Origin of the sequence: Bifidobacterium criceti (genome assembly GCF_002286935.1) — a bacterium.
Classification (GTDB): domain Bacteria; phylum Actinomycetota; class Actinomycetes; order Actinomycetales; family Bifidobacteriaceae; genus Bifidobacterium; species Bifidobacterium criceti.
In genome coordinates this window covers 14,191-28,085 of the sequence record NZ_MVOH01000017.1, presented here as the reverse complement: position 1 = coordinate 28,085, position 13,895 = coordinate 14,191, and the positions used below count along the sequence as shown (strand labels likewise).

9 protein-coding genes are annotated in these 13,895 nt (G+C 65.0%); 4 read left to right on the top strand and 5 right to left on the bottom strand.

Annotated elements, in window-relative coordinates:
• Nucleotides 1-400: 400 nt before the first annotated feature.
• Together B1526_RS07490 and hflX are read right to left on the bottom strand one after the other, a co-directional pair.
• A complete protein-coding gene (locus B1526_RS07490) occupies nt 401-1,363 on the bottom strand; it encodes an L-lactate dehydrogenase (protein ID WP_095615440.1) in 963 nt (320 codons plus the stop codon).
• 291 nt (nt 1,364-1,654) lie between these two features.
• Entirely contained in the window at nt 1,655-3,241 is a 1,587-nt protein-coding gene (hflX, locus tag B1526_RS07485) for a GTPase HflX (RefSeq protein WP_095615580.1), read from the bottom strand.
• A 153-nt stretch (nt 3,242-3,394) separates the two neighbouring features.
• On the opposite strand from hflX, the gene B1526_RS07480 reads away from it, so the two are divergent.
• The 3 genes from B1526_RS07480 (at nt 3,395) to B1526_RS07470 (ending at nt 9,338) form a co-directional block, all read left to right on the top strand.
• Nucleotides 3,395-4,027: a class I SAM-dependent methyltransferase gene (locus B1526_RS07480; protein WP_095615439.1), complete on the top strand. Its 633-nt coding sequence runs from the start codon at nt 3,395-3,397 to the stop codon at nt 4,025-4,027.
• Nucleotides 4,028-4,096: 69 nt separating this feature from the next.
• Nucleotides 4,097-8,137, top strand: a complete 4,041-nt coding sequence (hrpA, locus tag B1526_RS07475; protein ID WP_095615438.1) for an ATP-dependent RNA helicase HrpA — start codon at nt 4,097-4,099, stop codon at nt 8,135-8,137.
• Between the two features lie 295 nt (nt 8,138-8,432).
• On the top strand, nt 8,433-9,338 hold the full coding sequence (locus B1526_RS07470; RefSeq protein WP_407641014.1) for a hemagglutinin: 906 nt from the start codon (nt 8,433-8,435) through the stop codon (nt 9,336-9,338).
• A 117-nt stretch (nt 9,339-9,455) separates the two neighbouring features.
• Here B1526_RS07470 and glnA read toward each other — a convergent pair whose 3' ends face one another.
• Nucleotides 9,456-10,793: a type I glutamate--ammonia ligase gene (gene glnA / locus B1526_RS07465; RefSeq protein ID WP_095615577.1), complete on the bottom strand. Its 1,338-nt coding sequence runs from the start codon at nt 10,791-10,793 to the stop codon at nt 9,456-9,458.
• A gap of 127 nt (nt 10,794-10,920) precedes the next feature.
• Between glnA and B1526_RS07460 the strand changes: the two genes are divergently transcribed.
• Nucleotides 10,921-12,369: a DUF2252 domain-containing protein gene (locus tag B1526_RS07460; RefSeq protein WP_095615578.1), complete on the top strand. Its 1,449-nt coding sequence runs from the start codon at nt 10,921-10,923 to the stop codon at nt 12,367-12,369.
• A 45-nt stretch (nt 12,370-12,414) separates the two neighbouring features.
• Here B1526_RS07460 and priA read toward each other — a convergent pair whose 3' ends face one another.
• Nucleotides 12,415-13,146: a bifunctional 1-(5-phosphoribosyl)-5-((5-phosphoribosylamino)methylideneamino)imidazole-4-carboxamide isomerase/phosphoribosylanthranilate isomerase PriA gene (gene priA / locus B1526_RS07455; RefSeq protein ID WP_095615437.1), complete on the bottom strand. Its 732-nt coding sequence runs from the start codon at nt 13,144-13,146 to the stop codon at nt 12,415-12,417.
• A gap of 54 nt (nt 13,147-13,200) precedes the next feature.
• On the bottom strand, nt 13,201-13,848 hold the full coding sequence (hisH, locus tag B1526_RS07450) for an imidazole glycerol phosphate synthase subunit HisH (protein ID WP_095615576.1): 648 nt from the start codon (nt 13,846-13,848) through the stop codon (nt 13,201-13,203).
• Nucleotides 13,849-13,895 lie beyond the last annotated feature (47 nt).

Sequence of the window (13,895 nt, the reverse complement as noted above, 5' to 3'; positions counted from 1 at the left end):
ACCAACCAACCCGGACACTCCGACCCGAACCACAGGCACCACCTACCAAACCACCCGCAAACCAACCCCCTAGCGCCCCAACCCGCAGACCCGGCCAACCAACCCGGACACTCCGACCCAATCCGCAGGCACCACCTACCAAACCGGACGCAAAACGGTCCCTTTGCGTCCCAACCCGCAGACCGGACCAACCAACCCGGCCACTCCAACCCGAACCGCAGGCACCACCTACCAAACCACCCGCAAACCAGCCCCTTTGCGTCCCAACCCGCAGACCAGACCAACCAATCGGGATGCACACCACCAGCCCGCCGATACAGCGAAGGCCGGGAGGCAACCGATCGGGTCGTCTCCCGGCCTTCATGCACCGGCCACACCGGTGCGGGAACGGGTCCAGGAATCAGAAGCCGAACTGCGCGGCCGTTTCCTTGAGCGTCTCCGCGGAGCGCTTGAGCTCGGCGAGCTCATGGTCGGAGACCGGCGTGTTGATGCGCGAGTTGACGCCGTTGCGGTTGAGCAGCGTCGGCACCGACATGCACACGTCCGAAATGCCGTGGAAGTCGCTCAGCAGCGAGGACACCGGCAGGATGCGGTTCGAATCCTTGAGGATGGCCTCGATGATGTCGACGCCGGACATCGCGATCGCGTAGTTCGTGGCGCCCTTGCCGTTGATGATCTTGTACGCGGCGTTCTTGACCTCCTGGTGGATCTGCTCGCGCATCGCCGCGTCGAGCGGTTCGTGGCCCGGCAGCGGCTGCCAGTCGCACATCGGGACGCCGCCGATCGTCGCCGACGCCCACAGCGGCACTTCGGAGTCGCCGTGTTCGCCCGCGATGTAGGCGTGCACGTTCTTGACGTTGACGCCGGTCTGCTGCGCGATGAGGAAACGCAGACGCGCCGAATCGAGGTTCGTGCCCGAGCCGAACATCTGGTTCGATGGCAGTCCGGAGAGCTTCATCGACACGTGCGTGACGACGTCGACCGGGTTCGTGATGAGCATGTAGATCGCGTTCGGGGCGACCTTGATCAGGTTCGGGATGATCGACTTCATGATGTTGATCGTCGCGCCCGCAAGGTCGAGACGCGACTGTCCCGGCTTCTGGCGCGCGCCTGCGGTGATGACGACCATGTCCGCGTCGCGGCAGATCTCCGGATCGTCGGATCCGTCGATCGACACGGTCGGGAAGAAGCTCGAACCATGCTGCATGTCGAGCACTTCCGCTTCGACGCGTTCCTTCGCGATGTCCTCGAGGACGATCTCGCGGGCGACGCCGCGTTCGGCGGCCGCGAAGGCGAGGGTGGAGCCGACTGCGCCGGCGCCTACGATTGCGAGCTTTGTGGGCTTAATGGGTGAATCCACCATGATAACCTCTCAATAATCACCAAACGATCCGCTTGTGGCGGATGCATATTCATTCGTTGTTCACTGTATCAGACACGTCTTTGTTCACGTTTCGAAAAAACGGCGCAATGATTACGGTGCCGATATCTGTTCGCCGAAAGGTGATATCGATGTCATCAACTTCACATGAAAGTCGCGCACCCGTTGTGAGACAACGGGTGCGCGACCGATTCCCAACGCTGCACCACACAGGTGAACGTGTGCGGACGCGCGCATATGCGCAAACGTACGCAATACGTCTATATGCGGCGATTACGCGTGTCGTTCGTCTCGTTTGAGCATCGCGCGCGCGGCGCGGTCGAAGTCCCGCTCCCCTGCATCGTCAGCACCGCCATCGTGCGCATCGTGCGCGTCGGCGATCGACTGTTCGATGACCTGCGCGGCGAGGTGCTCGTCGACGTCCGCTTCGAGCATGACGCCGTCGTCGCGGTATTCGACCGATTCGACGTTGCCGTATTCGCGGATCTTCGACAGCAGCGAACCGGATGTGTACGGCAGGAGCGCCTCGACGTGCACGTTCGGCTTCGGCAGCATCCCCTCGACGTGCGCGCGCAGCGCATCGACGCCCTCACCGCTCGCCGACGACACGAGGAACGCGTCGGGCGCGAGTTGGCTGAGGCGTTCACGTGTCACATCGTCGATGAGGTCGGTTTTGTTGAACACGGTGACGACGGGGAGGCGGTCGACGCCGTCGATTGTGCGCAGCACGTCGTTGACGGCGTCGATCTGTCCGAACGGGTCGGGATGGGACGCGTCGACGACGTGCAGGATGAGGTCTGCGTCGGCGATCTCCTCAAGTGTCGATTTGAACGCCTCGACGAGCTGCGTCGGCAGCCTGCGCACGAAACCGACCGTGTCGACGTACGCGTAGAGACGGCCGTCCTTCGCACGCGCGCGGCGCACGGCGGTGTCGAGCGTCGCGAACAACGCGTTCTCGACGAGTTCGGCGGAACCGGTGAGCCGGTTCGTGAGCGACGATTTGCCCGCGTTCGTGTAGCCGACGACGGCGATCGTCGGCAGTCCGTATTTGCGCCGCGAGCCGCGCTTGACCTCGCGCGACGGTGCCATCTGCGCGATCTGCCTGCGCAGATGCGCGATCCTCGTGCGGATGACGCGGCGGTCGAGCTCGATCTTCGTCTCACCCGGCCCACGCGAGCCGATGCCGCCGTCGGCGCCCGCCGCACGGCCGCCCGCCTGCCTCGAGAGCGCCGCGCCCCAGCCGCGCAGGCGCGGCAGCATGTACTGCAGCTGCGCGAGCTCGACCTGCGCCTTGCCTTCGCGCGACGTCGCGTGCTGCGCGAAGATGTCGAGGATGACGGCGGTCCTGTCGACGACCTTGACTTTCGTCGCATCCTCAAGCGCGCGTCGTTGGCTCGGCGGCAGGTCGTCGTCGACGATGATCGTGTCGGCTTCGTTGACCGCGACGATGTCCGCGACCTCCTTCGCCTTGCCCGCGCCGACGTACGTCGCCGGATCGGGCCGCGAGCGCTGCTGGAGCACGGCGTCGCACACCTCGGCGCCCGCCGTCTGCGCGAGCGCCGCGAGCTCGCGCATCGATTCCTCCGCGTCGCGCAACGTGCCGGTGCGCGACGACCATACGCCTACGAGCACGACGCGTTCGAGGCGCACCTTCCTGTATTCGACTTCGGTGACGTCCTCGAGTTCGCCGAGGCCCGCGACGTGTTTGAGTTCGTTGCGCGACGCGCGTTCGCGCCAGATCTCATCGCCCGCGCCGTCCGCGCCGCCGTCTTCGAGCAGCACATCGGAACGGTCCGCGAGCACACCGCGGCGCGTGCCGCCTTCGAACGTGTCTTCATCGAACGTATCATCATCGGACATGCCATCGCGCGTATCGTCGTCGAATGTGTTGATTGTGGTCAAATAACCCTCACCTTTGCCTGGAGTGCATGCATTGCTTGGAAAACTTACCGAGTCCTGATTATCATCGGATAAACAGACATATCAGTATACAGTACAGCGAGGCGGAGCACGATGGCGCACAACGAATCCACACAACCGAACGAACAGTATTTCGCGGCGTCGCCGTCATCGAAGGACGTGCGTCACGAGATGCATGTGACGTTGCGCGGGCATGAGGCGGACGTCGAGACGTCGAACGGTGTCTTCTCCGCGCACCGCGTCGACCTTGGCACGGCCGTGCTGCTGCGCCACGCGCCTATGCCGCCCGCACGCGGCGATTTCCTCGACATCGGTTGCGGATGGGGCGCGCTGAGCCTCGCGCTCGCGTTCGAATCCCCCGACGCGGACGTCTACGCGATCGACGTCAACGAACGCGCGATCGAACTGACCGAACACAACGCCGAACGCAACGGCTGCGCGAACATCCACGTGGGCACGGCAGACGACGTGCCCGAAGGGCTTGAGTTCGAGCTCATCTGGTCGAATCCGCCGATCCGCATCGGCAAACAGGAGCTGCACACGCTCCTGATGACGTGGCTGCCGCGTCTCGCGCACGACGGATACGCGTATCTCGTCGTGCAGAGGAACCTTGGTTCCGATTCGCTCATCCGTTGGCTCGACGAGGCGCTCGGTGACACGTATGACGTGTCGAAATACGCGAGTTCGAAAGGGTACCGCGTCATCGAAGTGCATCATGCGCGCTGATTGTCCCTCCCCTCTCCGATTCGTTTTGATTGCATCCGATCGCCAGTGGAAAGTGTTGATCACGACCATATGAAATTCGACTATCCCCAAGAACTGCCGGTCAGCGGCGCGCGCGACGCGATCGCCGAAGCCGTGCGCCATGCGCAGGTCGTCATCGTCTCGGGCCAGACCGGTTCGGGAAAGACGACGCAGCTGCCGAAGATCCTCCTCGAACTCGGCCGCGGCACGCACGGGCACCAGATCGTGCATACGCAGCCGAGGCGCCTCGCGGCGCGCACGGTCGCCGAACGCATCGCGAGCGAACTCGGCGTGCGCCTCGGCGACGAGGTCGGCTACCAGGTGCGTTTCACCGACGAGTCGTCACCGAAGACGCGGCTGCGCGTCGTGACCGACGGCATTCTGCTCGCGCAGATCCAACGTGACCCGAAGCTCACGCGCTATGACACGATCGTCATCGACGAGGCGCACGAGCGCACGCTCAACATCGATTTCCTGCTCGGCTATCTGACGGCGCTCCTGCCCGAACGCCCCGACCTCAAGCTCATCATCACGTCCGCGACGATTGATTCGGTCAAATTCCAGAAGCATTTCGAGGACGCGTTGAAGAAGCCGGTCCCCGTCATCGAGGTCTCGGGGCGTACGTATCCGGTCACGATATGCTACGAGCCCCTCGGCGGCGCACCGTCGCTCATGGCGCATGTGCCCGGGTTCGCCGATGTGCGCGCCGACGAGGAGGGCGGGGCGCGCGACGTGGACGCCGACGTGCCGACGGCCGTCGCGCGCGCGTGCGTCGAGCTCGTGACCGTCTCAGCGCATGACCGGGGGCCCCGCGACATCCTTGTCTTCGCGGCCGGCGAACGCGACATCCGCGACTATGAACAGGCGATCCGCCACGCGTTCGGGCCCCGCTGCGCCGACATGCGCCGCGCCGACGCGATCGAGGTCATGCCGCTCTTCGCGCGCCTGAGCGCGAAGGACCAGCACCGCGTGTTCGAATCGCACGCGCACCAGCGCATCGTCATCGCGACGAACGTCGCCGAGACGTCGCTCACCGTGCCCGGCATCCGCTACGTCGTCGACCCGGGCCTTGCGCGCATCTCGCGGTATTCGAAGAGCGCGAAGGTGCAGCGTCTGCCGATCGAGCCGATCTCGCAGGCGAGCGCCGACCAGCGTTCGGGCCGCTGCGGCCGCATCGCCGACGGCATCGCGATCCGCCTGTATTCCGCCGAGGACTACGAAAGCCGCCCGCGGTTCACCGAACCGGAGATCCTGCGCACGTCGCTCGGCGCGGTCGTGCTCCATATGCTGTCCGTCGGTGTCGCGCACACGGCGCAGGACATCACCGATTTCGGCTTCATCGACCCTCCGGACGTCAAGGCGGTCTCCGATGGCATCAACGAGCTGACCGAACTGCAGGCGATTTCGCGCACACGTGGCGACATCCGTCTGACGCATACCGGTCGCCAGCTTGCACGTATCCCGATCGATGTGCGGCTTGGCCGCATGCTCATCGAGGCGGCGCGTTCGACGACGCCGAACACACTCGCCGCGCTCATCGTCATCGTCGCGTTCCTCAGTTTGCAGGACCCGCGCGAACGTCCCGAGGAGGCGCGCGAGGAGGCCGACCGCATCCACAACCGCTACGCCGATCCGACGAGCGATTTCCTCACGGCCCTCAACATCTGGGACCGCGCGTTCGGCGCGGACGGCGAACGCGGCGGCAACGCGCTGCGCCGCCTGTGCAAGGCCGAATTCCTCCACCATCTGCGCATGCGCCAGTGGCGCGACCTCGTCGCGCAGTTGCGTGAACTGTGCGAGGGCCTCAAGTTCAAGGTCGGTGGGCCGATCCCCGTCTCGCGTCCCGACGAGGCGGTGCGCGCGCTGCCGATCAACCAGCAGGCCGCCCACTCGTTGTGCTGTTCGTGGGATGCGCAGGGCATCCACACGTCGATGCTCGCGGGGTTGCTGTCGATGATCGGCATGCAGGTCGTGCGCGAGCCGAAGGCGTCCGATTACGCGAACCTCAAGGGCGCCGCACGCGCACGTGCGCTCAAACGCGCGCAGAAGATGGCGAAGAACGACTATCAGGGCGCGCGTGGCACGCATTTCGCGCTCTTCCCCGCGTCGGCGGTCGCGAAGTCGACGCCGCCGTGGGTCATGAGCACCGAACTCGTCGAGACGAGCCGTCTGTGGTCGCGCTATTGCGCGCAGATCGACCCCACGTGGGCGGAGCCGCTCGCGAAGGGCCTGACGCGCACGACGTACGCGCAGCCGCATTGGTCGGCGTCGCGCGGCAGCGCCGTCGCCGACGCGACGGTCCTGCTCTACGGGCTGCCGATCGTTCAAGGTCGCCATGTGCAATGGGGTCGCATCAATCCGCTTGAGGCGCGTGACTTCCTCATCCGCCAAGGGCTTGTCGAAGGCGAGATCCAGCAGCGGTTCCCATACGACGGTTTCGTCGAACGCAACCGCGAGGTCGTCGCCGACGCGCTCGACGACGCGAACCGCACACGCCAGATCGCGCAAAGCGTCAACGACGAGGATCTTTTCGACTTCTACAACGCCGTCATCCCGCAGGATGTGACGAACGTCGCCGAACTCGGCGCATGGTGGAAGAAGGAGCACGACGCGCACCCGGGGCTCCTCGATTTCGATCCGGCGAACGTCGACCGTCTGCTCGACGCCGGCACCTATGATCCGGGCGATTTCCCCGACCATTGGGTCACGGTCGGTTCCGACGGCCGCGCGATCGAATTGCGGTTGAGCTACATCTACGACACGAACGACGATGCCGACGGCGTGAGCGTGCATATCCCGATGACGGCGCTTTCGCGCGTCTCACCCGACGAGTTCAGCTGGAATGTGCCGGGACTGCGCCACGAGCTCATCGTCGCACTGATCAAAGCGCTTCCGAAGACGCTGCGTGTGCAGTTCGTGCCCGCCCCGGACACGGCCGCGAGGATCGAGGACTGGATCGACGCGCATTATCCGTACGCGCCCGGTTCGGGCACGCGTGAGGAGCCGGCCTCAGCACCGGACGGTGAGGGCTGGCCGGACATCCTCCATGTGTTCACGAAGGCCGCGATCGATGTCGTCGGCGCGCAGATCCATCCGGAGGTCCTCGACGGCCTCGCCGCGAAACTGCCGCCGTATCTGCGCATGACGTTCGTCATCGAACAGCCGATGCCCCGTTCGAGGCACGGCCGCAGACGCGAACGCGTCATGCCGAAGGTCGTCGCGAGCGGCAAATCGCTCGCCGAGCTGCAACGCCGTTTCGCGAGCGAGGCGCAGGTCTCGGCGCGTCAGGTCGTCAAACGCGAGGCGCAGCAGGCCGCCGACGCCGGCGCCGTCGTCAGGCAGGCGGACCTGCTGCGCAACGCCGGCGCGACGACGCGCTCACGTGAGCAGATGCTGTGGGACGGCGCGCTCGACCGTCTGCGCCTGCCGGCCGAGCGCATCTCGTCGCGTTGGCTTGGCGGCGAGGCGCTGCGCCTCGCCTCGGCGCCGTATGACAACATGAAGCAGCTCGTCGAGGACCTCCAGCGCGCCGCCGTCAAACGACTGCTGCCGGACATCGGCGCGCTCGCCGACGACGACGCGCTCGCACAGGCCGTCGCCGGCGTCGAGCAGGTCTATGAGGACACCGTCTACGCCGTCGCGAAGGACGTCGTCACGGTCCTCGAACAGTACGCGAAGGTCGACAAGGCGGTGAGCGGCCCCGCGGACCTGCCGATGCTCTCGGTGCTCCAATCGGTGCGCGAACACATCGCGACGCTCGTGCATCCGGGGTTCATCGGCGAGACGCCGCCGCTCGTGCTGCCGAGGATCAACGTCTACCTGCGCGCAGACCTCATCCGGCTCGACAAGGCGAAGGCGGACAAGAACCGCGACGTGCGCTGGGCATGGCAGGCCGACGAGGCGAAACAGCTCGTCGACGACGCGCGTACAAAGGCCGAGGCGATGCCGGCGGGCGCCGCGCGTGACGAGGCGGTCGCGAAGGCGACGCGCGCACGTTGGCTCCTTGAGGAATACCGCATCTCACTGTGGGCGCAGGAGCTCGGCACGAACCAGCCGGTGAGCGTGCAGCGCATCGCGAAGGCGCTGCGCTGACGGGCGCAAGGGAGGAGCAGCAACCATGGCAGCATCGAACGGCGCACCGAAACGCGGCGCGCGCAAACCGGCGGGCACATCGTCGCCACATGCGGGCACATCGTCGAAACGCGCGTCATCGCAACGCACATCAACGCGGCCCGCGGCGCGCACACACCAAAATGCGTCGAAACCGTCGGCGAAATCGACGAAACAGCAGACGAAACAGACGAAACAGACCCGGCAGCAGACGAAACCGGCGGCGAAGACATCCACGCAACGCACACGCGGCGGCCACGGCACGTTCGCGTCGAGAATCGTCAACGGACGGCAGCGTTCACGCGCGACGCACCGGTTCGCGCGTCTTCGCGCGCAATGGAACCACGGGTCGGCCGCGACACGGACGAGGATCGCGACGGTCGGCGTGCTCGCGGCGATCGTCGCCGTCGCCCTCATCATCACCGTCGTGCGTTTCGTGACGGAGCGCGTCGAACTCGCCGATGCGAAGGCACGACAGGTCTCGCTTACGGAGACCTACGATTTCAACCCCGGCGACATCATCTCGGATGGGCAGTTCTTCAACGGCGCCGCGATGAACGAGGCACAGGTGCAGGCGTTCCTCGACGAACAGGGCGCCCAATGCACGAAGGACTCGTGCCTGCGCACACGGAAGTTCAACGTCGAGCGCCGCGCGGCGAACGACTACTGCCGCGAATACCCAGGAGCGAAGGAACCACAGTCGGCGGCCGCGATCATCACGGCCGCGGCGACGGCGTGTGACGTCTCGCCGAAAGTGCTGCTGACGATGCTGCAGAAGGAACAGCAGCTCGTGAGCGCGACGAATCCGAAGGACTTCCAGTTCAAGTCGGCGATGGGTCTGAGCTGCCCCGACGACGACCACTGCGACCCCGCATACGCCGGCTTCTTCAACCAGGTGTTCGGGTCGGCGGAACGCTACCAGTACTATGTGCACCATGAGGACGAGTACGGCTTCCATGCGAAGCAGCTCAACTTCATCCGCTTCAACCCCGACGTCTCATGCGGCGGCGCGAACGTGTACATCGAGAACAAGGCGACGGCGCTGCTGTACATCTACACACCGTACCAGCCGAACGACGCGGCGCTCGCAGCGGGCGCCGGCGAAGGCGACGCCTGTTCGACGTACGGCAACAGGAACTTCTCGATCATCTATTCGGGATGGTTCGGCGACCCGCGCCTATGAGCGACGGTTCGCCCCCATAACTCCCCTACAGTTTGGTCGTATATGGATATCGTTGGCCCCGGCCGTGGTCGACACGGCCGGGGCCAACGATATCCATACGGCGTCACACAGCGCCGGTCACAGTTTCGCGAGGTACTTGCGCAGCTCGAACGGCGTGACCTGACTGCGGTACTCCTCCCACTCCTTGCGCTTGTTGCGGATGAAGTACTCGAAGACATGTTCGCCGAGCACGTCGGCGACGAAATCGGACTTCTCCATGATGCGCAGCGCCTCGTCAAGCGACTCGGGAAGCGGCTGGATGCCCATCGCCTGACGTTCGGCGTCGGTGAGCTCCCAGACATCGTCGCTCGTCGGCTCGCCAAGCTGCATCTTCTTCTCGATGCCGTCAAGACCCGCCGCGAGGAGGACCGAATACGCGAGGTACGGGTTCGCGCCCGGGTCGAGCGCACGGAACTCGATGCGCGCCGAATTGCCCTTGCCCGGCTTGTACTGCGGGATGCGCAGCAGCGCGGAACGGTTGTTGTGTCCCCAGCAGATGTAGCTCGGCGCCTCGTTGCCGCCCCACAGGCGCTTGTACGAGTTGACGAACTGGTCGGTCACCGCGCAGATCTCCGCCGCATGGTGCAGGATGCCGGCGGCGAACTGGCGTGCCGTGATCGACATGTTGAACTCCTGGCCCGCCTCGTAGAACGCGTTCGTGTCGCCTTCGAACAGGCTCAGATGCGTATGCATGCCCGAACCGGGCGCGTCGGCGAGCGGCTTCGGCATGAAGCTCGCATGGATGCCGCGTTCGAGTGAGATCTCCTTGACGACCGTACGGAACGTCATGATGTTGTCGGCGATCGTGAGCGCGTCGGCGTAGCGCAGATCGATCTCGTTCTGCCCCGGACCAGCCTCATGGTGCGAGTATTCGACGGAAATGCCCATCTGCTCGAGCATGTTGACGGTCGCGCGGCGGAAATCCATGCCCGGGCTGCGCGGCACATGGTCGAAATAGCCGCCCTCGTCGATCGGGACGGGCGTTCGCGACCAATCGTCCTGCTTCTCGAACAGGTAGAACTCGATCTCCGGGTGCACATAGAACGTGAACCCCTTCTCCTTCGCCTTCGACAGCGCGCGCTTGAGCACGTGGCGCGGATCGGCGAGCGACGCCTCGCCTTCGGGCGACAGGATGTCGCAGAACATGCGCGCGGTGCCTTGCGGACCGCCGCGCCACGGCAGGATCTGGAACGTGCTCGGATCGGGCTTGACAATCATGTCGTCCTCGGAGACGCGCGTCATGCCTTCGATCGCCGAACCGTCGAAGCCGATGCCCTCCTCGAACGCCGCCTCCAACTCCGCAGGCGCGATCGCGACCGACTTGAGCGTTCCCAACACATCCGTGAACCACAGACGAATGAAACGTACGTCGCGCTCCTCGACTGTCCGAAGCGCGAACTCTTGCTGTTTATCCATGCGGCCCATCGTTCCATGCCGATGTTACGGCAGATGTTAACAATGGCCGTCCGTGGACACGGCCGCCCCGTCGTGAACACGGCGGCGTCGCGGCGGCATGTGCGCTATCGTGGCGGGTATGGTGCACATGAACGGAAACATCGTCGTATCGACCCCCGACGACCCTGTCGTCGACATCCACACATGGCGGCAGTCGCCGACGCCGCGCTCGCGTGCGCGCGCCGGCATCGAGGCACGCAAGAAGGCGCCCCTGGAATCCCACGCCGTATGGAAGGTCGTCAAGGACAGGCGCGACGTCATCGGACTGCTCGAGGAGCAGTCACGTACACGCCTGCAGAGCCTCATCCCGCTGCGCTATTACCGGATGAGCGATTCGGCGTTCACGTTCTACCGTGGCACGGCGCTCATCATGGCGAACGACCTCGCGCAAACGCCCGTCACCGGCATCCCCGTGCAGGCCGTCGGCGACGCGCACATCGGCAATTTCGGCATCTTCTATTCGCCGACGATGCATCTCGTGTTCGACATCAACGATTTCGACGAGACGACGACGGGACCGTGGGAGTGGGACATCAAACGCCTCGCCGCGTCGGTCGAGATATGCGGACGCGCGAACGGCGTGTATTCGAAGGACCGGCACACGGCGGTGCGCGACTGTGTCAAGACATACCGTGACTACATCAACCAGTTCTCTCAAATGGATTATCTGGATATGTGGTACGACCATCTCGACGTCGAGAACACGCTCGACCAATTCGAATCGTCGGCGCACGGCAAACGCAACCGCACGTTGCGCGCGGCGGTCATGAAGGCGAAATCGAAGGATTCACGTAGCGCGGCCGCGAAACTGACGTATCTTGACGGCGACCATCTGCGTTTCCGTTCGATGCCGCCCGAACTGGTGCCGATCGAGGACCTTGAGGGGTACAAGGACATCCACGCGCTTGAACAGCGCCTCGACCAGCTGTTCACGTCGTACCATGATTCGCTCTACGAGGACCGCCGTCATGTGCTCAGCCAGTACCACTACCAGGACACGGCGCGCAAGGTCGTCGGTGTCGGCTCCGTCGGCACGCGCGCGTGGGTGTCGGTGCTCACGGGGCGCGACATCAACGATCCGCTCATGTTGCAGATGAAGGAGGCGACCGATTCCGTCCTCGAACGCTTCGTCGGACGTTCGAAATACGCGTCGCATGGCGAACGCGTCGTGCAGGGCCAGAAACTGATCCAGACGACCGCCGACATCATGCTCGGATGGACGAAGTTCGTCGCGAACGATGGCAATCCGCGCGACTATTACGTACGTCAGTTGTGGAACGGGAAAGGGTCGATCGACATCGACCATCTGACCGACGTCTCACTCGACGACCTCGGCAGGATGTGCGCGTGGTGTCTCGCGCACGCGCATGCGCGCAGCGGCGACAGCATCGCGATCGCGAACTACCTCGGCGGCACCGACGCGTTCGACGTCGCGATGGCGAGCTTCGCCGATTCGTACGCCGACCAGAACGAGGAGGACTACCGCGTCTTCAAGAAGATGATCAAGGACGGCGAACTGCCCTGCGCGAAGGATTGAGCGGACAACTGCATGTGCGCCGCGATGGATGCGCGGCGCACAGGGTCACTCGCCGTTCGCGACGACGAGCGCCTCGCCGAGCGTGAATGCGCCCGCGTAGAGGGATTTGCCGAGGATCGCGGAATCGACGCCGAATTCGGCGAGCGACGCGATCGCGCGCAGGTCGTCGAGTTTCGCGATGCCGCCCGACGCGGTGACCTTCGCGTCGGTGCGCATGCCGACTTCGCGCAGCAGTTCGATGTTCGGTCCGCTCATCATGCCGTCACGCGTCACATCGGTCACGACGTAGCGCGAGCAGCCGGCGTCGTCGAGGAACTTCATCGTCTCGAACAGGTCGCCGCCTTCCTTGACCCAGCCGCGTGCGGCGAGCGTATGGCCGCGCACGTCGAGGCCGACGGCGACGCGGTCGCCGAATTCGCCGATGACACGCGCTGTCCATTCGGGGTCCTCGAGTGCGGCGGTGCCGATGTTGACCCGTGCGGCACCCGCGTCGAGCGCGGCGCGCAGCGAATCGTCGTCGCGTATGCCGCCGGACATCTCGATGTGCACGCGGTCGCCGAGTTCATGGACGATGTCGCGCAGCTGCGCGCGGTTGTCGCCTGTGCCGAACGCGGCATCGAGATCGACGAGGTGGATCCACTGCGCGCCGGCCTCGACCCAGGTGCGGGCCGCCTCGAGCGGCGAGCCGTAGTCGGTCTCGGATCCGGATTCGCCTTGGCGCAGGCGCACGGCTTTGCCGTCACGCACGTCGACTGCGGGAAGAAGGGTCAATGACATGGTTGTTTTCCTTTGTGTTTGCTGGGAAACGGATGATGGGCCCGTTATGGGCGATCACAGCACGGCGGCCCAGTTGCGCAGCAGCTGCGCGCCGGCTTCGGCGGACTTCTCGGGATGGAACTGCGTCGCGAAAAGCGGGCCGTGCTCGTAGGCGGCGACGAAACGGCTGCGCCCGTAGTCGCACCATGCGACACGTTCCGCGCTGTCGCCGAAATCGATGCTGTATTCGCTTGTGTCGACGGGGCGCACGGCCATCGCCGCGTACGAATGGACATAGTAGAACCGCTCATGTTCGATGCCTGCGAACAGGATCGAACCTTCCGGCGCTTCGACGGTGTCCCATCCCATATGCGGCACAACGTCCGCGTCGAGCTTCGTGACGGTGCCGCCGATGAGGCCGAGGCCCTCGGCCTCCTCACCGTGCTCCTCGCCTTCCTCGAACATGATCTGTTCGCCAACGCACACGCCAAGCACAGGGCGTTCCGCGCGCAGGCGGTCGTAGATGACGCGGTCGCCGGAGACCTTGCGCAGGCCTTCCATGCACGCGCCGTATGCACCGACGCCGGGCACGACGAGCCCGTCCGCCTCAAGTGCCTGCCGGTAGTTCGACGTGAGTGTCACGTCGAGTCCCTGATCGGCGAGCGCACGCACCATCGAGCGCACGTTGCCGAAGCCGTAGTCGAACACAACGACCGTCTTCATGTTGTCCTTGCCGCCTTTCAAGCGATGTCCTGTCCCGTCTGCCCGGC

Coding starts and splice junctions, on each gene's coding strand:
- B1526_RS07490 (WP_095615440.1), bottom strand. CDS start 1,363: ATGGTGGATTCACCCATTAAGCCCACAAAGCTCGCAATCGTAGGCGCC.
- hflX (WP_095615580.1), bottom strand. CDS start 3,241: ATGTCCGATGATGATACGTTCGATGAAGACACGTTCGAAGGCGGCACG.
- B1526_RS07480 (WP_095615439.1), top strand. CDS start 3,395: ATGGCGCACAACGAATCCACACAACCGAACGAACAGTATTTCGCGGCG.
- hrpA (WP_095615438.1), top strand. CDS start 4,097: ATGAAATTCGACTATCCCCAAGAACTGCCGGTCAGCGGCGCGCGCGAC.
- glnA (WP_095615577.1), bottom strand. CDS start 10,793: ATGGATAAACAGCAAGAGTTCGCGCTTCGGACAGTCGAGGAGCGCGAC.
- B1526_RS07460 (WP_095615578.1), top strand. CDS start 10,921: ATGAACGGAAACATCGTCGTATCGACCCCCGACGACCCTGTCGTCGAC.
- priA (WP_095615437.1), bottom strand. CDS start 13,146: ATGTCATTGACCCTTCTTCCCGCAGTCGACGTGCGTGACGGCAAAGCC.
- hisH (WP_095615576.1), bottom strand. CDS start 13,848: ATGAAGACGGTCGTTGTGTTCGACTACGGCTTCGGCAACGTGCGCTCG.